The sequence below is a fragment of the Streptomyces sp. NPDC002619 genome (genome assembly GCF_042889305.1).
Lineage (GTDB): Bacteria > Actinomycetota > Actinomycetes > Streptomycetales > Streptomycetaceae > Streptomyces.
The window spans coordinates 66,189-88,870 of record NZ_JBIAQV010000019.1; the positions used below are offsets into that span (position 1 = coordinate 66,189).

Here is a 22,682-nt window from a genome sequence, read left to right on the forward strand (position 1 = left end):
CCCCGGCCGTCACCGGGGGCGGCGGGGGGGGGGCCGCGCGCGCCGGGGGGGCGCGCACGGGTTATGCGTGGGTGGGGGGGGTGGCCTGTCCCGTCCCCGGGACAGGCCAACCCTCGAGGGAAATCCGGTGATGACCGGGTCTCGTACAGCACAGGGCCCCGGAACCGGCGCAGGGGTTCCGGGGCCCGGTCAGGGGACGGGGCACCAGCCCGTCCGACGCAGCCGTCAGATGCGCCGCAGCACCGCGACGACCTTGCCCAGGATGGTTGCGTCGTCGCCGGGGATCGGCTCGTAGGCCGAGTTGTGCGGGAGGAGCCAGACGTGGCCGTCTTCGCGCTTGAAGCGCTTGACGGTGGCCTCGCCGTCGAGCATGGCGGCCACAATGTCGCCGTTCTCGGCGACCGGCTGGCGGCGGACGGTGACCCAGTCGCCGTCGCAGATCGCGGCCTCGATCATGGAGTCGCCGACGACCTTCAGGACGAACAGCTCACCGTCGCCGACCAGCTGGCGGGGGAGCGGGAACACGTCCTCGACCGATTCCTCGGCGAGGATCGGGCCACCTGCGGCGATGCGGCCTACCAGGGGCACGTACGACGCGGCGGGCTTGCCCGCGGTGTCCGTGGGCTGCACCGTCACCGCCTGGTCGGAGCCGCGCACCTCGTACGCGCGCGGGCGGTGCGGGTCGCGGCGCAGGAATCCCTTGCGCTCCAGTGCCATGAGCTGATGCGCGACCGAGGAAGTGCTGGAGAGGCCGACGGCCTGACCGATCTCCCGCATCGACGGCGGATAGCCTCGACGCTGCACGGAGTCCCGGATGACCTCGATCACTCGGCGCTGCCGGTCGGTGAGTCCCGAGCTGTCCGCCCTGATACCTGGAGGTCGGCCGGGCAGAGAGCGCTTGTGCGCCTCGGGATTCGCGGCTTCGTTCATGGCATGCACCGGCTCGAGTCGGCCCTGGGAGCGGTCCTGGGCAGTGATGATGGCACTGTCTGCGGTCGTGGTCACGTCGGCCCCTCTCGATGGTCTCCCTGCTGCACAACGGTAGTTGCTTTCGAAAGGTTGCGCCAAACACACGTTCGAGTGAAAAATCGTGGTTCACCTGACGCGATCATGTGTCTGGGTGTATGGCTAACGCGGTACCTGGCGGACAAAAGCGCTCATTGTTGTACTCTTCACCGCCGGGGTGATGACCTCGTGGGTTGTTTCCCCAGTCTGCCATCCGGGATCCCGTCGACCGGGAGCCGGTCCCCATTCTGTGCCGGAGTCCCACGCGTCCTCTGTGCGGCGCCCACGGTATCTCCGTAACTCCCGACGCGATACGGCCGTGCGTGTATGTGTTCCCGGGAGTGGCGCGGTTCTGCGGTGCCGATTCACGCGCGCGCGACACGCGCATAGCCTCAATGTATGAACCAATCCCCACATCTAGTGGTTGGATTGCGGCAGCAGCCCACAAGTTGTGGTCCCCGGGTCTTCGACGGCTCCGAGATCGCCTATGCTTGGGGCTGCTCCGAGGGGCCCAAGAGGTCCGTCGGTGCCGTTGAGTCTGCTGTGAGGAGGGTTGGAGATCATGTACTGCCCCTTCTGCAGGCACCCCGACAGCCGCGTCGTCGACAGCCGTACGACCGACGACGGCACGGCGATCCGCAGGCGCCGCCAGTGCCCTGACTGCTCCCGTCGTTTCACGACCGTGGAGACGTGCTCGCTCATGGTGGTCAAGCGATCCGGAGTCACGGAGCCGTTCAGCCGTACCAAGGTCATCAACGGCGTCCGCAAGGCCTGCCAGGGACGGCCTGTCACCGAGGACGCACTCGCCCAGCTCGGCCAACGGGTCGAGGAGGCGGTGCGGGCCACGGGAAGCGCCGAGCTGACCACCCATGACGTGGGACTGGCCATACTCGGCCCGTTGCAGGAGCTCGACCTTGTCGCGTATCTGCGATTCGCCTCCGTCTACCGGGCGTTCGACTCGCTCGAGGACTTCGAGGCCGCCATCGCGGAACTGAGGGAAGCGACGCGAGGCCCCGCCGTGGACGACGAAGACACGGGAGCGGGGAGTCAGGAAGACGAACGCGGGCGCGGCGGGACCGACCAGGTCCCCGTGCCCGCCCACGCCGCCGACTGACCGGTTGGCGGGAGCCGGGCGGCGACCCCGGATCCGGCCGGACGGCGGCGATCGAGGACTGTTGCGGGCGGCAGCGTGAGGGTGCCCGCAACACACGACAGAACACCGTGCCACGGGAACATCGGGGCACTTCAGGGCGTTTTTGCCCGTAGAGGGAGGCGGCATGACAGAGACGGCGAGCGGTCCGGCACGAGGTTCCCGAGCCAAGGGCGCCAAGGCCATCAAGGGGCTGCGTATCGAGCGCATCCACACCACCCCCGGCGTACACCCGTACGATGAGGTGGCCTGGGAGCGCCGTGACGTCGTCATGACCAACTGGCGCGACGGCTCGGTCAACTTTGAGCAGCGTGGCGTCGAGTTCCCCGACTTCTGGTCGGTGAACGCGGTCAACATCGTCACCAGCAAGTACTTCCGCGGTGCCGTCGGCACCCCGCAGCGCGAGACCAGTCTTCGACAGCTGATCGACCGGATCGTGAAGACGTACCGGAAGGCCGGTGAGGACTACAAGTACTTCGCCTCGCCCGCCGACGCCGAGATCTTCGAGCACGAGCTGGCGTACGCCCTCCTGCACCAGGTCTTCAGCTTCAACAGCCCCGTGTGGTTCAACGTGGGCACCCCGCAGCCCCAGCAGGTCTCCGCCTGCTTCATCCTGTCCGTCGACGACTCCATGGAGTCGATCCTCGACTGGTACAAGGAAGAGGGCATGATCTTCAAGGGCGGCTCCGGCGCCGGCCTGAACCTCTCCCGCATCCGCTCCTCCAAGGAACTGCTGTCCTCGGGCGGCAACGCCTCCGGTCCGGTCTCCTTCATGCGCGGTGCCGACGCCTCCGCAGGAACCATCAAGTCCGGTGGGGCCACCCGCCGCGCCGCGAAGATGGTCATCCTCGACGTCGACCACCCCGACATCGAGGACTTCATCGAGACCAAGGTGAAGGAGGAGGAGAAGATCCGCGCCCTGCGTGACGCGGGCTTCGACATGGACCTCGGCGGCGAGGACATCACCTCCGTCCAGTACCAGAACGCCAACAACTCGGTCCGTGTGAACGACGAGTTCATGAAGGCCGTCGAGCAGGGCGACAAGTTCGGCCTCCGCGCGCGGATGACCGGGGAGGTCATCGAGGAGGTCGACGCCAAGGCCCTGTTCCGCAAGATGGCCGAGGCCGCCTGGGCCTGCGCGGACCCGGGCATCCAGTACGACGACACGATCAACCACTGGCACACGTGCCCGGAGTCCGGCCGTATCAACGGCTCGAACCCGTGCAGCGAGTACATGCACCTGGACAACACGTCCTGCAACCTCGCCTCGCTGAACCTGATGAAATTCCTGAAGGACGACGGCAAGGGCCACCAGTCCTTCGACGTCGAGCGCTTCGCCAAGGTCGTCGAGCTCGTCATCACCGCGATGGACATCTCGATCTGCTTCGCGGACTTCCCGACCCAGAAGATCGGTGAGAACACGCGCGCGTTCCGACAGCTCGGCATCGGATACGCCAACCTCGGCGCCCTGCTGATGGCGACCGGCCACGCGTACGACTCCGACGGCGGCCGCGCTCTCGCCGGCGCCATCACCTCCCTGATGACCGGCACGTCGTACAAGCGCTCCGCCGAACTCGCCGCGGTCGTCGGCGCGTACGACGGCTACGCCCGCAATGCGCAGCCGCACCTGCGCGTCATGAAGCAGCACGCGGACGCCAACACCACGGCCGTCCGCATGGACGACCTGGACACGACGATCTGGGCCGCCGCCACGGAGGCCTGGCAGGACGTGCTGCGCCTTGGCGAGAAGAACGGTTTCCGTAACGCCCAGGCGTCCGTCATCGCCCCGACCGGCACCATCGGTCTCGCGATGTCCTGCGACACCACCGGTCTCGAGCCCGACCTCGCCCTGGTCAAGTTCAAGAAGCTGGTCGGCGGCGGCTCGATGCAGATCGTCAACGGCACCGTCCCGCAGGCCCTGCGCCGCCTGGGCTACCAGGAGGAGCAGATCGAGGCGATCGTGGCCCACATCGCCGAGCACGGCAACGTGATCGACGCTCCTGGCCTCAAGACCGAGCATTACGAGGTGTTCGACTGCGCCATGGGCGAGCGCGCCATCTCCCCGATGGGTCACGTCCGCATGATGGCCGCGATCCAGCCGTGGATCTCCGGCGCCCTGTCCAAGACGGTCAACATGCCGGAGTCGGCGACCGTCGAGGAGGTCGAGGAGATCTACTTCGAGGCCTGGAAGATGGGCGTCAAGGCGCTCGCGATCTACCGCGACAACTGCAAGGTGGGCCAGCCCCTCTCCGCCAAGACCAAGGAGAAGGAGAAGGCCGAGATCACGGAGAAGGCCGAGGCCACCATCCGTGAGACGGTCGGGAAGGTCGTCGAGTACCGCCCGGTCCGCAAGCGCCTGCCCAAGGGCCGTCCGGGGATCACCACGTCCTTCACGGTCGGTGGTGCCGAGGGGTACATGACCGCCAACTCCTACCCGGACGACGGTCTCGGCGAGGTCTTCCTGAAGATGTCGAAGCAGGGCTCGACGCTCGCGGGCATGATGGACGCCTTCTCCATCGCCGTCTCGGTCGGCCTCCAGTACGGCGTGCCGCTGGAGACGTACGTCTCGAAGTTCACGAATATGCGCTTCGAGCCGGCCGGTATGACCGACGACCCGGACGTGCGGATGGCGCAGTCGATCGTCGACTACATCTTCCGCCGTCTGGCGCTGGACTTCCTGCCCTTCGAGACGCGTTCCGCGCTCGGCATTCACTCCGCCGAGGAGCGTCAGCGTCACCTGGAGACGGGTTCGTACGAGTCCGCCGATGACGAGGTCGACGTCGAGGGCCTGGCCCAGTCGGCGCCGCGCGCCCAGGAGCTGAAGGCGGTCGCCACGCCGAAGGCCGAGGTCGAGGCGGCCAATCCCGCCCCGAGGCAGGCCCACACCAGCGCCGAGCTGGTGGAGATGCAGCTGGGCATCCAGGCTGACGCCCCGCTCTGCTTCTCGTGCGGTACGAAGATGCAGCGGGCCGGTTCCTGCTACATCTGCGAGGGCTGCGGCTCCACGAGCGGCTGCAGCTGACCACGGCCGCCTGCCGGGCGTGAACTAGCTGGTCAGGGTGGTGCAGTTGGTGTTCCGGCTGCACCACCCTCGGCGTTTCGGTCCTACGGACGAATTCCGCTTTCCGACGAAACGATCACCGGGTTAGGCTCCCCCGGCGCGCATCGGGCGCGCAGGGCAGGTGGGGGACATGACGGACGATCTCAATGAGTCGAAAAAGGGCATGAACGCGGGGGCTCAGGCAGTCGCCGCTGTGGTGCTGGTCGGCGGCGTCCTGGGGGGTATGTGGGGGCTGGGGGAAGTCTTCGATCGGGCGACCGTGAGCGGTGACCGTGGGCCGGCTGCCTGCTCCAAGTCGCATGGCTTCGTGTCGGCGAAGCACGTTTCCGGCGCGCGGTTGTGCACCGCGCTGAACCGCCAGGACCTGCCCGAACTCCTCGGCACGCCGACGGAGTACGCACGGACCGCCGACGGCAACGAAGGCTCGGTCACGATGGCGAGCGGCACCAAGATCGCCGCACCGGAGGCGACCGTCACGCTCGATACCTACTCTGTGAAGCTTTCTGCCTCCGAGGACCGTCTCCCGGTCGCCGAACTGGCCGACTTCCTGGGTGCGACCACGCAGAAGACGACCATTCTGGGGCACCCGGCGGCTCTCTACTCGAGCCGGACCATCGAATTCACTTTCAACGGCAGCAAGGTCGGCACCGGCCCCGGCGGCATCGCGCGCAGCCTGCTGGTCGCCAGGACGCCGAAGGACGGCGGCGGCTCCTTCGAGATCGTCATCTGGCGTCAGGACGACGTGATGCCAGATGACACGGCGCTGCTGCGAGTTGCCGAAACGGTGCTGCCGACGGTCCCGGGCTGGACCGCTGACTGACGATCTGTCAGCTGTACACGCCCATCCCGAGAAGCGCTTCGACGGAATGAGGAGCGTCGGGCATGCGCTCCCGTGCCCTCTTTCCGTGGTCGTGACAGCGGCCGGAACTTTTGGTAACCGCGACGGTGGTTCGCCCCGTACCCTCCGCGCATGACCACATCGCAGCGGTACGACGGTGACATCCGCGAACTCTCCGGGCCGGCCCGCGCCGTGGCCCTCGAGGCGCTCGTCGTGGACCTGTGTGCCCCGGACCCCGCGGTGCGCGACGAGGGGGCGTATCGCACGGCCGTGTGCTGGATACCGGCTCTGGACGCGACGGAGCGGTACCTGCTCGGCGACCGTGTGGCCGCGCACTTCACGGATCCCGGCGTTCAGGCCCGCGCCTTCGCGCCGCTGGTCCTGGCCCGGATCGTGGAGTCGGGCGCCTGGCGGCAGGAGTGGTGGCGCGCCTTCGCCGGCTGGTACCCAGCAGAAACGGATCTGCGCGGATACGACCCGGTGCTCGGCTGGGTGCACGCCGCAGCGCACGGCGCCGACCTGCTGGCCGCCCTGGCCCGGCGCCCCGGACAGGAGCCGCTCGCGCTCGCCGAATCCGCCGTCGCCCGGCTCCTGGCCCCCACCGGCCACATCTTCGACGCGCAGGAGGACGACCGCCTCGCGTACGCCCTCGCTCAAATCCTCAGCCACCCCGGCCTGACCGAGGCCCAGTCCGCACAGTGGCTGGAACCCGTCGCCAAGGCCTTCCGGACCGGCGAACCCGGGTCGGTGCCCGTCTGGGCCTCGAACACCATGCGAACGCTGCGCATGCTCTACGTCCTGGCGGACCGAGGCCTGAGCACACGCAACACCGACGAGCCGCCGCACGCGCTCACCCACCGCGAAGCGGTTCTGAAGGCCTTGGCCGACACTCTCGCGATCGTCGCCCCCTACATGGGCTGAACGTCAGGGCCTGCCCAGCCGGCCCATGGTCCGGGAGAAGGTCGCGGGGTCGTCCTCGAAGCCGTGGACGGAGGGCTTGAAGTTCCACCCTCCGGGCTCCGCGCGCTCGAACTCCGCGACTGTCGCGGCCGTCGCCCCGAGAACGGAACCGAAGTCGTCCTCGGCGAGAACGGTGTAGCCCTCCTGCACCCGCACGGCCGGGTTGAGCACGTTGACGAAGGTCCGGTCCGTGTCCCGCTGCTGGATGACGACACCCACCACCACGCGCGCGTACCGGACATCGAGCCGGTCGAGCTCCAGCATCATGACCTCGTCCCAGCCGAAACCCTTGCCGTCCTTGCTGTCCCGGTTGAGGAAAATCGTGCCGTCGGGCGAACGGCTGTCGAAGTGCACCAGGTACGCCGGTGCCCCGTACGGTTCGTTCGCCAGATAGGTCGCGGCGACTATGTCCAGATCGGTGGGCGGCTGCCCCGCCGGACTCGGATCCCACTTGAGTGCGACCTCGACCCTGCGGATTCCCTTGCTGAAGCCGTTCACCAGGCCTCCCCTTTTCCGTGCTGCCCCAACTCCCCGGTAGCCAGGGCACATTGTCCATCGTGCCACGCGCGCGGGGGCGTATGCGCGGGTGATCTCCGCGGAGCGTGACCGACGCCACGCCCCATGGCCTTACGATGGCGCGGTGCTGGTCAAGTGGATTCGCTGCACCGTGGTGGACCGCCGCGGCTTCGAGCGGGGGCAGCGAAAGTGGGCGGGGCTTCTGGGGGAGCCGGGGTTTCGTGGACAGGGCGGAGGCTGGAGCCGACAGCGCGCCGGTGTGGCGCACATCTTCGCCTTCTGGGAGAGCCGTGCCTTCTACGACTCCTTCATGGCCCGCTCGCACGACCGGCTCGCGGCCGCCCAGGCGGGCACTTTCAAGGACAGCCAGGTCAAACTGTTCGATTACCGCTTCGACGTGAAGACCGGATTCGAACCGCGGTTCACGGACGCCGACCTGATCCGTGTCGCCCACTGCCGCATCCACGAGGAGCGTGTCGAGCACTTCACGCTGATGCAGGAGAAGGTCTGGAACCCCGCGATGGCCGGCTCGCCCGGCATGATCCGTGGCATATTCGCCGAGGCGCCCGAGCACGAGTTCCTCGTTCTGTCGATGTGGCGGTCGGCGGCAGAGCACGGCAAGTACCGCACCGAGCGCGTGGAACGCCTCGCCCTGCGGGCCCAGACCGAGGCGGACGTGGCAGGGCTCACGGGTGACATCGTGGACCTGGAGCCGACCTGGACGGTTTGAGATCTGGACGCGTGAATCGTGCGCCCCGGCGTTGTCCGTGATGCAGGACTCATGTGACCTACGCCGTATGGAGCGCGTACGGGTCCGCGATCGGCCGTCACCCGATCTAGGGTTTTGGCATGGCACGACCACGGCGCATCGTCCTTGTCCGGCACGGCGAGTCAACGGGCAATGTTGATGACTCCGTGTACGAGCGGGAACCCGACCACGCTCTGGCCCTGACCGAGCGTGGATGGCAGCAGGCGGAGGAGACCGGAAAGAAGATCCGGGAGGTGTTCGGCCGCGAGCGCGTGAGCGTGTACGTCTCCCCGTACCGCCGTACGCACGAGACCTTCCGCGCCTTCCACCTCGACCCCGAGCTCATACGCGTGCGTGAGGAGCCCCGGCTACGCGAGCAGGACTGGGGAAACTGGCAGGACCGCGACGACGTGCGTCTCCAGAAGGCCTACCGCGACGCCTACGGACACTTCTTCTTCCGCTTCCCGCAGGGCGAGTCCGGCGCCGACGTGTACGACCGGGTCGGCGGCTTTCTGGAGAGCCTGTTCCGCAGCTTCGAGGCCCCCGACCATCCGCCCAACGTGCTCCTCGTGACCCACGGTCTGGCCATGCGGCTGTTCTGCATGCGGTGGTTCCACTGGACGGTCGCGGAATTCGAATCGCTCTCGAATCCCGGGAACGGCGAGACGCGCATGCTCGTTCTCGGCGACGACGGCAAGTACACCCTCGACCGGCCCTTCGAGCGCTGGCGGGACCCGCTGCCGTACTGGATCACCGGATAGAGTGGCAGGGCGATGACCGCTGACTCCTCTTCTCCCGGGCGCCTGGAGCGCGCCCTGACCAGCCTGCGCGGCTTGGCGGTGGGGGACGCGCTGGGCTCCCAGTTCTTCGTCCCGGCGAACTATCCGCTGCTGCAGCACCGCGAGCTGCCGCCTGGCTCCTGGCAGTGGACGGACGACACAGAGATGGCCTGCTCCGTGGTCGCCGTCCTCGCCGCACACCGCCGCATTGACCAGGACGCCCTGGCCCTCTCCTTCGCCGAGCACCATGACTTCGACCGCGGCTACGGCCCTGCGGTCAACCGGCTCCTGCGTCTCGTGCGGGAGGGCGACGACTGGCGAGAGCTGGCCTCCGCGCTCTTCAACGGGCAAGGGTCCTGGGGCAACGGTGCGGCGATGCGGATCGCTCCGCTGGGCGCCTGGTACGCGGACGACCCGGAACAGGCGACGCACCAGGCGGAGATCTCCGCGTACCCGACACACCAGCACCGCGAAGCCGTCGTCGGAGCCATGGCCGTCGCCGCGGCCGCCGCGCTCGCGGCCTCACCCGGCGGCCCGCCCAGCCCCGAGGCGCTCCTCGACGGCGTCATCTCGCTCGTACCCAAGAGCGCCGTGGGTGCCGGTCTCCGGCGCGCCCGGGACATGCTTGACTACGGCGACGCCGGCACCGTCGCTGCCGTGCTCGGCTGCGGACGGCGCACGAGCGCCCATGACACCGTCCCCTTCGCCCTCTGGTCGGCGGCACGGGCTCTCGGTGACTATGAGGCGGCGTTCTGGACGACCGCCCAGGTCGGCGGCGATGTGGACACCACCTGCGCGATCGTGGGCGGCGTGCTCGCGGCCGGGAAGGCGGGGACGCCGCCCGCCGAGTGGGTGGAGCAGACGGAGACACTGCCGGAGTGGGTGCGTACGCCGGTCTGACGGCCGTGCGCCATGCCGCTCGAGAACTCTCTGTGGCCGTCGGGAACTCTGCGTGACCGTGGCGCGTTGTCGTGGCATCAGCTGTGCGACGCATGGGTGCGCAGGGAGAAGAGGTCCCGCGGGTGGCAGGGGGTGTGGTGATGGCGTTGGTGGTGTTGGTACTGGTGCTGGTCGGCCTCTCGGTCTTGGCGACCGAAGTGCGAATGGCCGGACCGTCGCCCTCGCCATCTGTCCCTGGGGCTTGGTCCGGCCATCCGCGGTTTTGCACGGACTTGTTCGGGTCAGCCGATTCCCGGCCCCGTTGTGCCGGCGAGGGCTTCGAGATCGCTCTTGCGGACCCTGATCACCAGCCAGGCCGTGGCCAGGGCGAGCACGGCCATCGCGGCAGCGGGGATGAACGCGGTCGAGATGCCGTGTGCGAGCACTTCATGTCCCCAGGGCGCCGGAAGTTGATGGGTCTTGGCGAACTCCGCCTTCTGCTCCGGCGAGCCGTCGGCGAGGAACTTCGACAGTTGCTTCTTCGCCTCGTCCGTGCTGGCCGTGCCGAAGACCGTGGTCAGGATGGACAGCCCGAGCGAACCGCCTACCTGCTGCGTGGCGTTGAGCAGGCCGGACGCCGCGCCCGCCTCGTGCTGGGCCACACCGGAGACCGCCGTCACGGTCACCGTTACGAAGTTGAGGCCCATGCCGAAGCCGAACACGAGCATCGGCCCGAGGATGCCGCCGAGATAGGAGCTGTCGGGACTGATGAAGGTCTGCCACGTGAGCCCGATCACCACGAGCGTCGAGCCGACCAACATGAAGGGCTTGGGGCCGAGTGTGGGCAGGAACCGCTGCGAGAGACCCGCTCCGACGGCGATCGCGAAAGTCACGGGCAGGAATGCGAGACCGGCCTTGATCGCGCTGTAGCCGAGCACGTTCTGCACGAACAGCACGATGTAGAAGAACATGCCGAACATGGCTGCGGCCAGGCTGAGCATGATCACGTAAGTGCCGGAGCGGTTGCGGTCGGCGAACATTCTCAGCGGCGTGATCGGTTCCTTGGCCCGCATCTCGGTGAAGACGAAGGCCAGCAGCAGGACCACGGCGGCGCCGAAGGAGCCGAGGCTCAGGCTGTCGCGCCAGCCCTTCTCCGCTGCGCGGATGAAGCCGTAGACGAGGGACGCCATGCCCAGCGTCGAGGTCAGCGCTCCCGCGATGTCGAAGCGCCCAGGATGCCGTTGGGACTCGCTGATGTACAGCGGTGTGAGCGCGACGATCAGCAGGCCGATCGGGACGTTCACGAAGAGCACCCAGCGCCAGTCGAGCCAGTCTGTCAGCATGCCGCCCGCGAGCAGACCGATGGCACCACCGCCCGCGGACACGGCCGCGAAGACGCCGAACGCCCGGTTCCGTTCCGGGCCTTCGGGGAACGTGGTGGTGATGAGCGCCAGCGACGTGGGCGACGCGATCGCGCCACCCATGCCCTGCAGGGCGCGCGCGGCGAGCAGTTGCCAGGGTTCCTGGGCGAGACCGCCGAGCAGCGAGGCGAACGTGAACAGCAGAATGCCGGTCATGAACACCCGGCGTCGGCCGAGGATGTCGCCGGCACGCGCTCCGAGCAGGAGCAGGCCTCCGAAGGTCAGCGTGTAGGCGCTGACCACCCATGTGAGGTCTGTGGTACTGAACTTGAGCGCTTCTTGAATGTGCGGGAGAGCGATGTTCACAATCGTCGCGTCGAGTACCACCATGAGTTGGCAGGCCGCGATGACGGTGAGTGCGATGCCGGGGTGCCCCTCCCGGCGGGCCGCTCCCGGTATGTCGTCTTTGATCAGTTGAGAGGTTGTCACTATGGGTCCCCCACGAAGGCGTTAGTGAACGCTCGCGTTCACTGTCCCGCCAACGGTAGTAACTCCCCGACAGAGAACGCAAGCGTTCACTTAACTCAATGTCGCGCGTCGGATTCCTCGTTCATGCCGCGCGACACGTCCCCCCTGTACCGGAATCCCCGCTTCCATTGTTCGCTGGAGAGACTCAGATGGTTACCTCGGGCTGGACGGCCGCCCCCGCTCAGACGGCCTCCCTCCGCCGGCGCGGCGCTGTGCTCGAACGCGCGATCCTGGACTCCGCGCTGGAGCAGCTCAGTACGGTCGGCTGGAACGGTCTGACGATGGAGGGCGTCGCCGCCGGCGCGCAGACCGGCAAGGCCGCGGTCTACCGCCGTTGGCCGTCCAAGGAGGACCTTGTCGCTGACGCGCTGCAGGCCGGACTGCCGCGCATGGAAGAGGCACCCGATCTCGGGAGTGTGCGCGACGATCTGCTGGCCCTGTGCCGCCAGGCGCGGCAGGCGATGTTCTCGCGGCCAGGCTTCGCCCTGCGTTCGGTCATTCACGAATGCGATCCTGCGCAGGTCGAGCGCTTTCATGGTGTGATCTTCGGTGGCGTCGTGGAGCCGATGATCAAGCTGCTCCGTGACGTCATCACCCGTGGAATAGAACGGGGCGAGGTGCGCCGAGACGCGGCCAACGGGTATGTCTTCGACGCGATTCCGGCGATGATGATGTACCGCTCCAAAATGTGCGCCAGCGAATGGAGTGATCAGGATCTCGAAGGGATGATCGACCAGTTGATGGTTCCGCTACTGCGGCCGAGCGGGGACTGACGCCGGGGCGCGGTGGCCTATCGGCCCACCCCGGCAGGCGGGGTGTCGCTCGAGGATCCCGGCGGCGTACGCTAAGGGCGCCATGCCGTACGAACCACCTACTCACACCGTCGAGCGCTCCCTTCGCGCCACGACCGGAGCGAAGGTCATTGCCGGTGTCGACGAGGTGGGGCGCGGTGCCTGGGCCGGACCCGTCACCGTCTGTGCGGCGGTCACAGGTCTTCGCCGACCGCCCGAAGGTCTCACCGACTCCAAGCTGCTGACCGTCAAGCGGCGCACGGAACTGGCGGAGACACTGCGGACATGGGTGACCGCCTACGCCCTGGGGCACTCTTCCCCCGAGGAGATCGACCAACTGGGGATGACGGCGGCGCTGCGGCTCGCGGCGATGCGTGCTCTGGAGGCGCTGCCCGTTCGCCCCGACGCCGTGATCCTCGACGGGAAGCACGACTACCTGGGAGTCCCCTGGAAGGTCCGCACGGTGATCAAGGGTGACCGGTCCTGTGTGGCCGTGGCGGCGGCCTCCGTGATCGCCAAGGTTCAGCGCGACAAAATGATGGCCGAACTGGGTATCGACCATGCAGACTTCGGTTTCGCGGACAACGTCGGGTATCCGTCGCCCGTGCACAAGGCCGCACTCGAAGCGCGGGGCCCCACCCCGTACCACCGATTGTCGTGGGCGTATCTTGATGCGCTGCCCCAGTGGCGGCACCTCAAGAAGGTCCGCAGCTGGGCGGACGGAAGCGTTCCGGAGATCGAGGGCCAGCTCGGCTTCGACTTCTGACGGTTCTGCTCGCACTGTTGTGCCACCCGGCCGCGCCGGCTGCACCAACGTTTGATAAATATCAGCTCATGCCTCTCATTCCCGAGGAGCCTCAGATTCACGAGAGTGCCCAGGGTCCCCGCGCCACGCCGGCCAGCGGCCGTACCGCGCCGACCCCCCGCCCCGTACCCGGCCCCCGCCCCGCGGCTCCGTCGCGTCCCGGCCGTCCCGGGCCTCTCCGGCCCGCGCCGCCGGTGCAACGGTCACCGCGCGACACGGCCGCTGCCAAGCCGGGCCCGTCGGGCCCGGCCGCTCCCGCCGCTGCTGCGGGGGCCCCGCAGATCCAGCTGATCCCGGCCTCGGTCGAGGGTGCCCTCGACGCCGCCGAGGAGGCAGTGGACCTGCTCCTGGACTCGGGCAGAGCTCCCGGTGACGTGCTGGTGATCACCACCGGCCAACCGCACCCGTGGGCCGAGCACGAGATGTCCTTCGGTGAAGCCTCCTACTGGGCGCAGCACGACGCCGGTGACGACGTCTTCTACACGGACGCCTCCGTGGCCTCCCGTGCCGCGTCCCGTGCCGTGGTCGTGGTCGCCGTCAATGGTGGTCCGGCCGCCGCTGCCGCCACCGCCCTCCCGCTGGCCCATGCCAGGGCTGGTGCCCTGCTGATCGTCTGCGGCGACCCGCAGCAGATCAACTCGGTGCTGGGCGCCGGCGTCTGAGCCGCGTCCGGCACGTCCGGGGACGACGTAGGCGCCGTTGTTGCGGCACCTGGCACAGTGGTGCACTTGGCGTACCCGGATGCGTGGTGGTCGCCGTTCCCTCCTGAGGACGGCCGCCCAGCCGGCGGCTGGGCGCGGGAGTTGCGTGGGACTCCGGCGAGGCGGGTCGGTGGCCCGACCCCGCCTGTGGTGTCGGTCTCCTCAGTCGTGCGGCATGACCGTGGTGGCCGTCGTACCGACGTCGCACACGCATGCCGCGCCGCCCTTCGGGACACTGCCCCGAGGGAGCGTGAGCACGAAGCCGGCCGTCGTCAGCGGGCTGCCGCCCGGCGCAGGACCTCCGAGACGGCGCCGCCTGTCCGGGGCAACGGTGGTGGGGCGTCCGAGGTGGCGAAAGGTTCCGGTGCCGAGGTCGCGTTCGGACGGCGTCCGCCGCGGCCCTCGCCGAGCACGTGCCAGCCGTCGCGGGTCAGCGTGATGTACGCCCCGCAGCGCAGCCCGTGCAGGGTGCAGGCGTCACGCAGGCCCCACATCCACGCGCCATCCTCCTCCGTCCAACGCGCGTCCCCCTCGCGGCAGTAGAGCAGCACGGCAGTGCGTACGGGAGTGCGGCGCCGCAGGTCGTGAGGAATGACCCGGCGCAACTGTGCCAGCAGTGAATTTCGGAACATCCAGCCGTCGGCCGGTGCCGGGCGGCGGACGAACGAGGCGCTCGCCAGCAGCCGTTCCTCCGGATCGAGGACGGCGACGACCGCGGTCGCCAGACTGGGCCGGTGCCGCGTGTGCAGCCCGCTGACGACCTCACGCGGGTTGCGCAGCAGTGGGATTCCGGCGGCGGCCCACTCCGCCGGTTCGAGCAGGCGGCTGGCGGAAGCGGTGGCCGCGGACGTGGACAAGGATGCCGCCGAGGACGGAGCGAATCCGAAGGTCACGTTCCTCCCTTCGGCTACGCGCCCACACTGCGGGCAGGGTCGGATTCGGGGGAGCGCCCACCGCAGCGAAGGCCATCCGGATCATGGGTGAGCCGTGCGGGGAGCGGACCTCAATTCTCGCTGTCGAACTTGGATGCGGCAACGAGCAATTGGCGCCACCGAATGTTATCTGGTGGTGCGTGGCTTATATCCCTACCCTGAGTGTCCCCCGGTGGCCCCTGGGCCGTTCGAGCACGACACGCGCATACGTCACGTGTGTGGCACGGCTCGCCAGGAGCCGGCACTCAGCCCTGAACGGCCAGCACCAGCGGCAACACCCCCGGCGCCCCCGACTTCCTGAGCAGCCGGGCCGCGACCGCCAGGGTCCAGCCGGTCTCGGTGTAGTCGTCCACCAGCAGGACGGGCCCCTGGGCCTCGTCGAGCGCGGAAGCCAGGCCGGGAGGTACGGACAGCGCGCCGTCGAGGGCCTTCAGCCGCTGGGCGCTGTTGCTGCGGGGGGTCCGCACCTCCTCCCCTGCGTATTCCAGAGAACCCAGAAGTGGCAGTCTGCCGATCTCCGCGATGCGCGCGCCCAGGGAGTCGATCAGGCGTGGCCGGGAGCGCGAGGCGAGGGTCACGACGCCCACCGGGCGGGGCTGTGCCTCGGGCACTCCGGGGGCCCAGCCGCCGGGTCCCTTCGCCCAGTCGGCCAGTACACCCACCACGGCCTTCGCCACATCGTCCGGCACGGGTGCGTCCGGCACTTGCGGCGCGAGCATAGGCCGAAGCCGGTTGCCCCAGCCGATGTCCGACAGACGACCCAACGCGCGCCCCGCGGACGCCTGTTCTCTGGCCGGAATGCGCCCCTTGAGTTCGATGCCGATCGCAGGCAGGCCCGTCGGCCACATGCGCCGCGGCTCCACCTCGACACCCGCACGGCCCAGATCGACGCGGGCGGCGTCCAGCGCGGCCACGGACGTGTCCGGGGTGAAGCGCGCGCCGGCGCAGTTGTCGCACCGGCCACAGGGCTTCGCTCCCTCGTCGTCCAACTGCCGCTGCAGGAACTCCATCCGGCAGCCCGTGGTGGACGCGTACTCGCGCATGGCCTGCTGCTCGGCCTTCCGCTGCCGCGCCACCCAGTCGTACCGCTCGGCCTCGTAGGTCCACGGCCGGCCGGTCGCGATCCACCCGCCCTTGACCCGCTTGACCGCCCCGTCCACGTCGAGGACCTTCAGCATCGTCTCCAGACGGGAGCGGCGCAGCTCCACCAGAGGCTCCAGGACGGGCAGCGACAGGGGGCGGTCCGCGCGGGCGAGGACGTCCAGGGTGCGGCGCACCAGGTCTTCGGACGGGAAGGCCAGGGAGGCGAAGTAGTCCCAGATCGCCTCGTCCTCCTTGCCCGGCAGCAGGAGTACCTCGGCGTGTTCGACGCCGCGGCCCGCGCGGCCGACCTGCTGGTAGTAGGCGATGGGGGAGGCGGGCGAACCGAGGTGCACCACGAAGCCGAGGTCGGGCTTGTCGAAGCCCATGCCGAGCGCCGAGGTGGCGACCAGGGCCTTGACCCGGTTGGCGAGCAGGTCGTCCTCGGCCTGCTGCCGGTCGGCGTTCTCCGTCTTCCCCGTGTACGACGCGACGGTGTGGCCGCGCTGCCGCAGGAAGGCGGTGACTTCCTCGGCGGTGGCCACAGTGAGCGTGTAGATGATGCCGGAGCCCGGCAGGTCGTCGAGGTGGTCGGCCAGCCAGGCCATGCGGTGCGCGGCGTCCGGCAACCGCAGCACGCTCAGCGTCAGGCTCTCCCGGTCGAGCGGGCCACGCAGCACCAGCGCGTCGGACGCGCCACCGGTACCGAGCTGTTCCGCGACATCGGCGGTCACGCGCGCGTTGGCCGTCGCGGTGGTGGCCAGGACGGGCACGCCCGGCGGCAGGTCGGTGAGCATGGTGCGCAGGCGGCGGTAATCAGGGCGGAAGTCGTGACCCCAGTCGGAAATGCAGTGGGCCTCATCCACCACCAGGAGTCCCGTCGCGGCCGCCAGCTTGGGCAGCACCTGGTCGCGGAAGTCGGGGTTATTGAGGCGCTCGGGGCTGACGAGCAGGACGTCGACGTCGCCCGACGCGATCTCCCCCTGGACGGTGTCCCACTCCTCGGTGTTGGAGGAGTTGATGGTCCGGGCGTGGATTCCGGCTCGCCCCGCGGCGTCCACCTGGTTGCGCATCAGGGCGAGGAGCGGCGAGACGATCACGGTCGGACCGCTGCCCCGGGCCCGCAGGAGCGAAGTCGCCACGAAATACACCGCCGACTTGCCCCAGCCCGTGCGCTGGACGACCAGCGCTCTGCGCCGGTCGGCGACGAGCGCCTCGATCGCCCGCCACTGGTCCTCGCGCAGCCGTGCCGTGCCCGAGGCGTCCCCGACGAGTCGGGCGAGGACGGCGTCGGCCTGTGCTCGAAGGTCCGCGTTGCTCGTGTGCTCCATGCGTCCCATACAACAGGAAGGCGCCGACAATCGGGCGCGGCGCCTGTGGACAACCGGGAGCGCCACGCAATTGTCGTGTCCCTGCTTGGACTTATCCACAGGCTCGAGCGGAATCTCATGATCCGCGAGATCGTCTGGGCATGACGAATCACAGCGAAACGACTGGACCCTCCGAAAACGAAGGCATCCCGGGAGGCGACATGTCCGACGCGCGCACCGCGCACGACAACCAGGTCACCCTGCGCACCCCCGCCGAACTGGCGGACGCCCTGCCGTATCTGCTCGGATACCGCCCGGAGGACAGCATCGTGCTGGTGGCCCTCCACGACCGCGGCGGACGCGGCCGGTTCGGCGGGCGCGCCCGGCTGGGCATCCCCGCGAGCAGGGACGACTGGGAGCCTGCCGCCCGGCAGCTGGCGCAGGGTCTGGTGGCCGGCAGCGAACGCAGAGGAGCCCGGCCCGAGCAGATGGTCGCCTACGTCTGCCAGGAACCGGCGAAGGGCGAATCCGGCCGCGACGTCATGCGGCGCATGCAGCCGCTCGCCCAGCTACTGCGCACGGAGTGCGGCCGCCTCGACGTACCGGTCATCGAGGCTCTGTGCATCGCGGACGGCCGCTTCTGGTCGTACTGCTGCCCCAGCGAAGGATGCTGTCCCGACGACGGGGCGCCGATGGGCCTGTCCGGCACGTCCGTACTGGCGGCCGCGGCGACGTATGCCGGAATCCAGGTGCGTGGCACCCTGCGCGAGTTGCGGGCCAGGCTGCTCCCTTGGGAGACGGCTGCCGCGCTGGAACAGGAGATCGCCCTGGACACCGCGGGCATGAACCTGGTGCCCCGGATTCTCGACGAGGCGAGCCGTGCGTGGGTGGCGCAGGAGACCCTCGACCTCGCCGAGCGCGTCCTCGGCCGGTTCACCGCGGCGGCGCCCGTGCCCGGCACATTCCCGGCCGATCTCCGCGACGACGAACTGCTCACACACGATGAGGCGGCGACGCTGATCCTCGGCCTGCAGGACCGCACGACCCGTGACCGTGCCGCCGCGTGGATGGAGGGCGACGAGGCCGTACCCGCCCTGCGTCTCTGGCGCGCCCTGGCCCGCCGTTGTGTCGGACCGTACGGCGAACACGCCGCCGCGCCACTGACCCTCGCCGGCTGGGTGGCCTGGTCGACCGGCGACGACCTGGAGGCCAGGGAGGCCCTTGCGATGGCCCTGGGGGCGGACCCGGACTACCTGTTCGCACGCCTTCTGCACCAGGCCTGCAACGAGGGTCTCGACCCGGAGGCGATCCGCCGTTGTCTGCGAGCGGAACGCAAGGGAGGCACCCAAGCGCCATCCGATGAGCAGGACGGGACGGAAGAGAAGGACGCCGAGACGCCCGACGGTTCCTCGGAGCCCGGCTCGCGGCGACGCCGCCGCGTACGGTCCGGCGACGGCGGCCGTCCCCGTCCGGCGCGAGCGGAGGGCAGTCGGTCGCGGCCGGACGTCTCAGGTGCCGGTGCTTCGGCCGAGGGCCGCACACGTCCCGGTACCTCGCGGCCTGGTGGTGCTACGCGCAAGCGCGCGGCGGGGAAGGACCACACGCGGCGCGGCTCCACCTCTTCGGGAGGCACACGATCGGGGACCAACGTCACTGAGGGGGATGCGTGAGCCATCGCTGGTGGCAAGGCGGCCGGTGGCAGCGAGCTGTCGTGAACCGCTTGCGGCCCTTCAGCCGGCGTCGCACATGCATGAGGCGCACAGAACGTAGAAGCCGCACCGTGCATCAGCCGCCCCCGCCCTCCGCCGCCGACGTAAACCGCCCGGTCCCGGCAACTCCGCGTTGTTCGCGCCGGGTGGTTCCGGGCAACACCGGCAGTCATCGATCGCCGGTCCGGAAACACCGTGCCGCCCCCGACCGGTTGGGTCGGCGTCTGCTGCCGCGCTGTCAGGTGAAGCGGCTCAGGGCCCACAATTGCCAGCATGACCTCGCACGACGTGACCTGAGCAGCGAGCGGACCGTGCACGCGGGACGCATACCGGGCACGCGTGGATCAGCCATCGATGCGGCCGACGAAGGGAGTGTTTATCGTCAGGGAGACGACTATGATCGCGGCATGCCCTACGACCCGTCAGCCTTTCCGCCATTCGCCGTCACCGTGGACCTGGTCGTGCTGACCGTGCGCCGCCATGCCCTGTGCGCGTTGGCGGTTCGCAGGGGCGAGCCTCCGTTCCAGGGGCGCTGGGCACTGCCCGGTGGCTTCGTACGGGCGGACGAGGACCTGTCGCAGGCCGCGGCACGCGAACTCGACGAGGAGACCGGGCTGTGCGTCCACGACCCCGCCGCACCCGCCCAGGACAACGGCGCGCACCTGGAACAGCTCGCGACCTACGGCGATCCCAAGCGTGATCCGCGTATGCGCGTGGTCAGCGTGGCACACCTCGCGCTCGCCCCGGACCTGCCCGCACCCCGGGCCGGCGGCGATGCGAGCAATGCGCGCTGGGCCCCGGTCGAGGAACTGCTTCAGCAGGGCGGTTACGGGCGCGACGGCGAGCCGGTTGCGCCACTCGCCTTCGATCACGCCCAGATCCTGGCCGACGGGGTGGAGCGGGCCCGCTCCAAGATCGAGTACTCGTCGCTGGCCACCGCGTTCTGCCCGGCCGAGTTCACTGTCGGCGAGCTGCGCCGTGTCTATGAGGCGGTGTGGGGAGTGGCGCTCGACCCGCGCAACTTCCATCGCAAGGTGACCGGCACGCCAGGCTTCCTCGTGCCCACCGGAGGCACCACCACACGCCAGGGCGGCCGCCCTGCGCAGCTCTTCCGTGCCGGCGGTGCCACGCTGCTCAACCCGCCGATGCTGCGCCCCGAGGTGTGACAGCGCGGCAGTCGTCGCCGGGACCGAAAGGACGGGGGGCGGTCCGCGGACCGGCCTGAACTGCCGAGCGCCGAACAGGGGTCCGACCGGATCAGGAACCCTCACCGAGCAGAACGGGTGATACCTGGAAAAAGGGATGTAGCGCGCTATCTTGCTGAAGGTGATCCAGGCCTTTGGACTGACCAGCAATCCCCGCAAGGCGCGCCGCCCCGCCCTCGACAACGTTTCCTTCGAGGCGCACACCGGCCGCGTCACCGCGCTCCTGGGAGCACCGGGCGCGGGCAAGACGACGGCGCTGAGACTGATGCTCGAACTCCAACAGGGTCGGGGCATCACCTACTTCAGAGGCCGTCCGCTGCGCCGTATCTCCCACCCGTCGCGCGAAGTCGGCGTCCTCCTGGGTGATGTGCCCGGGCATCCGGCCCGTTCGGTCCGCAGTCACCTGCGCATGCTCTCCGCCGCCGCCGGGGTCCCCGTACGGCGTGCCGACGAGGTTCTCGAAGTGGTCGGCCTCGTCAGTCTGCGTGAGGAACGTCTGGGCACCCTGGCGCGTGGCATGGACCGACGGGTGGGCCTGGCCTGCGCCCTGTTGCCCGATCCGCACACGCTCGTACTGGACGCCCCCGCGCGCGGACTCTCCGCCAATGAAGTCCGTTGGCTGCACGACATGCTGCGGGCGCATGCCGCCCAGGGCGGCACCGTCCTGTTCACCACGGCCGACCCCAAGGAGGCCGCGCGCACGGCCGACCGGGTCGTCACCCTGGACCAGGGCAGGCTCGTCGCCGACCAGGAAGCCAAGGAGTTCGCCCGCACCCGGCTGCGTCCCCGCGTCGCCGTCCGCAGCCCGTACGCCGCGCGCCTCGCGGCACTTCTCACCAAAGAGGCTCGTACGGCCCAGCGCTCCCTCGAAGTCGTGACCGAAGACGGCAACCGTCTCCTGGTGTATGGCAGTACGACCGCCGACATCGGTGACACGGCTTTCCGTCACGGCATCCTCGTCCACCAACTCGCGGACGAGCTGGGCGACATGGGGCCTGGTGCCGGAGCCGTTCCTCCGGAAGCGAGGCGCCCTGCCGAAGAGTCGGTCGTATTCGATCAGCGACAGGCCTCCGGCGACCTGTCGGCCCACGAGTGTTCGCAGGCCGCTCGAAGGTCGCAGCCGACGGAGTCGTCAAGAGCCGCCGACGACCAGGTGTCCGACAACGCGCCCACGCCGGTGCGGTCGTCGCTCGCCGGTACGTTTCCCTCGCAGGGACCGCGACCGCGCGCAGCCGTTCGGACTGTCGGTGTCCCGACAACCGGTGACGGCCAGGAACCCGCCGACCCCAAGCCCTCGGCGGGTCCGTCGCCGACCGCCGCATGTGACGCCGACGCGCAGGAGGGCACCACTCCGTCGCCCGGCGCCCACTCCCCGGGAACGCCGACGCGCGGCGCACGGGTGATCCGTCGACGGTCCACGACCGGAACCCAGCCCCAGACGGTTCCGGCACGTCCCGAGGAAGCGCTCACTCCAGGCAGTCCGTCCCCCCTCCCGCCCCCCATCTCCGTCCGTCCCGCCCCCAGCCCCCTGCGCCCCCTCCGCTACGAACTCCGCCGCGCCGCCGGAATCGGCACGGGCTTCGTCATCTGCGGGGCCACGCTCGTGGTGTCCGCGCTCGTCGCCGTACTCCTCGCCCGGATCGGCCACACCCCGCAGGCGCGGCTGTTCGCGGCCTGGCCGCGGGAGGTGCCCCTGCCACCCGCCGCGCTCGGAGCCGGACTGCTCGGTGCTCTGGCCTTCGGGGACGAGTTCCGCCACCCTGCCCTCGCGGTGGATCGCGGCAGCGTGCCCCGTCGGCTGGGGCTGCTCACCGCGAAACTCCTCGTCTCCGGGGCCACGGCCCTGGTGCTGGCCTTCCTCACCCTGGGCTGCGACGCCGAAACGCTCTATGTCGTATACGGACGGGAGCTTGCGCAGGTTCCTGCGGACTGGCTTTCGCTGAGCGCGAGTTGGTTTGGGCTTGTGGTTGGATGCGCCTGGGCCGGCGTACTGGCCGCGGGTGTCTTCCGGTCCACTTCGGGCGGACTCGCCGCGGTGGTCGCCGTACCCGTCGTGGTCGTACCCCTGGTGCACAAGGTCCTGCAGGGACGGGGCGCGTCGATGGCCGCGGGACTTCCGGCGCGGATGCGGGAGGTCTTCCTGCTGCAGTGGCCTTTCGGAGGGGAACGCTACCTCGCCGGGGCAGCCCGGGTTCTCGCCCAACCCGTGGGCAGCGCAATGACGTTGTCACTGACCGCTCTCCTGTGCGCGTATCTGCTCACGACCCTGCGAAGCAGGGTCCGATGACGACCGTCCGCGCGCTTCGGAACCTGCTCTGAGCACA

The 22,682-nt window shown here is 69.4% G+C and carries 18 protein-coding genes; 13 read left to right on the forward strand and 5 right to left on the reverse strand.

Annotated features, from left to right (window positions below; genetic code table 11):
- Window positions 1-225 precede the first annotated feature (225 nt).
- A complete protein-coding gene (gene lexA / locus ACFYXB_RS26755) occupies window positions 226-1,005 on the reverse strand; it encodes a transcriptional repressor LexA (protein WP_351361355.1) in 780 nt (259 codons plus the stop codon).
- 562 nt (window positions 1,006-1,567) lie between these two features.
- Between lexA and nrdR the strand changes: the two genes are divergently transcribed.
- From nrdR to ACFYXB_RS26775, 4 genes are all read left to right on the forward strand, one after another.
- The gene (nrdR, locus tag ACFYXB_RS26760; protein ID WP_389586629.1) at window positions 1,568-2,119 is read left to right on the forward strand and encodes a transcriptional regulator NrdR; all 552 of its coding nucleotides are present in this window, start codon (window positions 1,568-1,570) and stop codon (window positions 2,117-2,119) included.
- A gap of 163 nt (window positions 2,120-2,282) precedes the next feature.
- On the forward strand, window positions 2,283-5,177 hold the full coding sequence (locus ACFYXB_RS26765) for a vitamin B12-dependent ribonucleotide reductase (RefSeq protein WP_389586631.1): 2,895 nt from the start codon (window positions 2,283-2,285) through the stop codon (window positions 5,175-5,177).
- Between the two features lie 169 nt (window positions 5,178-5,346).
- The gene (locus tag ACFYXB_RS26770) at window positions 5,347-6,036 is read left to right on the forward strand and encodes a DUF6215 domain-containing protein (protein WP_389586633.1); all 690 of its coding nucleotides are present in this window, start codon (window positions 5,347-5,349) and stop codon (window positions 6,034-6,036) included.
- A 150-nt stretch (window positions 6,037-6,186) separates the two neighbouring features.
- Window positions 6,187-6,975: a DUF2785 domain-containing protein gene (locus tag ACFYXB_RS26775; protein ID WP_389586635.1), complete on the forward strand. Its 789-nt coding sequence runs from the start codon at window positions 6,187-6,189 to the stop codon at window positions 6,973-6,975.
- A gap of 3 nt (window positions 6,976-6,978) precedes the next feature.
- Here the strand turns inward: ACFYXB_RS26775 and ACFYXB_RS26780 are convergent, their stop codons facing one another.
- Window positions 6,979-7,512, reverse strand: a complete 534-nt coding sequence (locus ACFYXB_RS26780; RefSeq protein ID WP_389586637.1) for a TerD family protein — start codon at window positions 7,510-7,512, stop codon at window positions 6,979-6,981.
- Window positions 7,513-7,654: 142 nt separating this feature from the next.
- Between ACFYXB_RS26780 and ACFYXB_RS26785 the strand changes: the two genes are divergently transcribed.
- The 3 genes from ACFYXB_RS26785 (at window position 7,655) to ACFYXB_RS26795 (ending at window position 9,957) form a co-directional block, all read left to right on the forward strand.
- On the forward strand, window positions 7,655-8,260 hold the full coding sequence (locus tag ACFYXB_RS26785; protein ID WP_389586639.1) for a YdbC family protein: 606 nt from the start codon (window positions 7,655-7,657) through the stop codon (window positions 8,258-8,260).
- A gap of 119 nt (window positions 8,261-8,379) precedes the next feature.
- Complete coding sequence (locus ACFYXB_RS26790) at window positions 8,380-9,039, forward strand: histidine phosphatase family protein (protein WP_389586641.1); 660 nt, start codon at window positions 8,380-8,382, stop codon at window positions 9,037-9,039.
- A gap of 12 nt (window positions 9,040-9,051) precedes the next feature.
- A complete protein-coding gene (locus ACFYXB_RS26795; protein ID WP_389586643.1) occupies window positions 9,052-9,957 on the forward strand; it encodes an ADP-ribosylglycohydrolase family protein in 906 nt (301 codons plus the stop codon).
- A 281-nt stretch (window positions 9,958-10,238) separates the two neighbouring features.
- Here the strand turns inward: ACFYXB_RS26795 and ACFYXB_RS26800 are convergent, their stop codons facing one another.
- Window positions 10,239-11,786 (reverse strand): MFS transporter, encoded by a 1,548-nt coding sequence (locus ACFYXB_RS26800; RefSeq protein ID WP_351361401.1) that lies wholly within the window; start codon window positions 11,784-11,786, stop codon window positions 10,239-10,241.
- 188 nt (window positions 11,787-11,974) lie between these two features.
- On the opposite strand from ACFYXB_RS26800, the gene ACFYXB_RS26805 reads away from it, so the two are divergent.
- The 3 genes from ACFYXB_RS26805 (at window position 11,975) to ACFYXB_RS26815 (ending at window position 14,083) form a co-directional block, all read left to right on the forward strand.
- Entirely contained in the window at window positions 11,975-12,598 is a 624-nt protein-coding gene (locus ACFYXB_RS26805) for a TetR/AcrR family transcriptional regulator (protein WP_389586645.1), read from the forward strand.
- A gap of 82 nt (window positions 12,599-12,680) precedes the next feature.
- Window positions 12,681-13,382: a ribonuclease HII gene (locus ACFYXB_RS26810; protein WP_389586647.1), complete on the forward strand. Its 702-nt coding sequence runs from the start codon at window positions 12,681-12,683 to the stop codon at window positions 13,380-13,382.
- Window positions 13,383-13,450: 68 nt separating this feature from the next.
- Window positions 13,451-14,083, forward strand: a complete 633-nt coding sequence (locus ACFYXB_RS26815) for a hypothetical protein (RefSeq protein WP_351361407.1) — start codon at window positions 13,451-13,453, stop codon at window positions 14,081-14,083.
- 311 nt (window positions 14,084-14,394) lie between these two features.
- Here ACFYXB_RS26815 and ACFYXB_RS26820 read toward each other — a convergent pair whose 3' ends face one another.
- A complete protein-coding gene (locus ACFYXB_RS26820; protein ID WP_351361410.1) occupies window positions 14,395-15,015 on the reverse strand; it encodes a hypothetical protein in 621 nt (206 codons plus the stop codon).
- Between the two features lie 284 nt (window positions 15,016-15,299).
- On the reverse strand, window positions 15,300-17,465 hold the full coding sequence (locus ACFYXB_RS26825; RefSeq protein WP_389586650.1) for a RecQ family ATP-dependent DNA helicase: 2,166 nt from the start codon (window positions 17,463-17,465) through the stop codon (window positions 15,300-15,302).
- A gap of 140 nt (window positions 17,466-17,605) precedes the next feature.
- On the opposite strand from ACFYXB_RS26825, the gene ACFYXB_RS26830 reads away from it, so the two are divergent.
- From ACFYXB_RS26830 to ACFYXB_RS26840, 3 genes are all read left to right on the forward strand, one after another.
- Entirely contained in the window at window positions 17,606-19,114 is a 1,509-nt protein-coding gene (locus ACFYXB_RS26830) for a DUF4192 domain-containing protein (protein ID WP_389586652.1), read from the forward strand.
- A gap of 446 nt (window positions 19,115-19,560) precedes the next feature.
- Window positions 19,561-20,319 carry an NUDIX domain-containing protein gene (locus ACFYXB_RS26835; RefSeq protein WP_389586654.1) on the forward strand — a complete coding sequence of 253 codons (759 nt, stop codon included), beginning with the start codon at window positions 19,561-19,563 and terminating at the stop codon, window positions 20,317-20,319.
- Between the two features lie 160 nt (window positions 20,320-20,479).
- Window positions 20,480-22,645 carry an ATP-binding cassette domain-containing protein gene (locus tag ACFYXB_RS26840; RefSeq protein ID WP_389586656.1) on the forward strand — a complete coding sequence of 722 codons (2,166 nt, stop codon included), beginning with the start codon at window positions 20,480-20,482 and terminating at the stop codon, window positions 22,643-22,645.
- Window positions 22,646-22,682: the final 37 nt, after the last annotated feature.

Bases quoted from the DNA above. Each gene is read 5' to 3' on its own strand.
- ACFYXB_RS26790 (WP_389586641.1), top strand. From the start codon at position 8,380: ATGGCACGACCACGGCGCATCGTCCTTGTCCGGCACGGCGAGTCAACG.
- ACFYXB_RS26835 (WP_389586654.1), top strand. From the start codon at position 19,561: ATGCCCTACGACCCGTCAGCCTTTCCGCCATTCGCCGTCACCGTGGAC.
- ACFYXB_RS26830 (WP_389586652.1), top strand. From the start codon at position 17,606: ATGACGAATCACAGCGAAACGACTGGACCCTCCGAAAACGAAGGCATC.
- ACFYXB_RS26810 (WP_389586647.1), top strand. From the start codon at position 12,681: ATGCCGTACGAACCACCTACTCACACCGTCGAGCGCTCCCTTCGCGCC.
- ACFYXB_RS26805 (WP_389586645.1), top strand. From the start codon at position 11,975: ATGGTTACCTCGGGCTGGACGGCCGCCCCCGCTCAGACGGCCTCCCTC.
- ACFYXB_RS26815 (WP_351361407.1), top strand. From the start codon at position 13,451: ATGCCTCTCATTCCCGAGGAGCCTCAGATTCACGAGAGTGCCCAGGGT.
- ACFYXB_RS26825 (WP_389586650.1), bottom strand. From the start codon at position 17,465: ATGGAGCACACGAGCAACGCGGACCTTCGAGCACAGGCCGACGCCGTC.
- ACFYXB_RS26775 (WP_389586635.1), top strand. From the start codon at position 6,187: ATGACCACATCGCAGCGGTACGACGGTGACATCCGCGAACTCTCCGGG.
- ACFYXB_RS26795 (WP_389586643.1), top strand. From the start codon at position 9,052: ATGACCGCTGACTCCTCTTCTCCCGGGCGCCTGGAGCGCGCCCTGACC.
- ACFYXB_RS26765 (WP_389586631.1), top strand. From the start codon at position 2,283: ATGACAGAGACGGCGAGCGGTCCGGCACGAGGTTCCCGAGCCAAGGGC.
- ACFYXB_RS26770 (WP_389586633.1), top strand. From the start codon at position 5,347: ATGACGGACGATCTCAATGAGTCGAAAAAGGGCATGAACGCGGGGGCT.
- nrdR (WP_389586629.1), top strand. From the start codon at position 1,568: ATGTACTGCCCCTTCTGCAGGCACCCCGACAGCCGCGTCGTCGACAGC.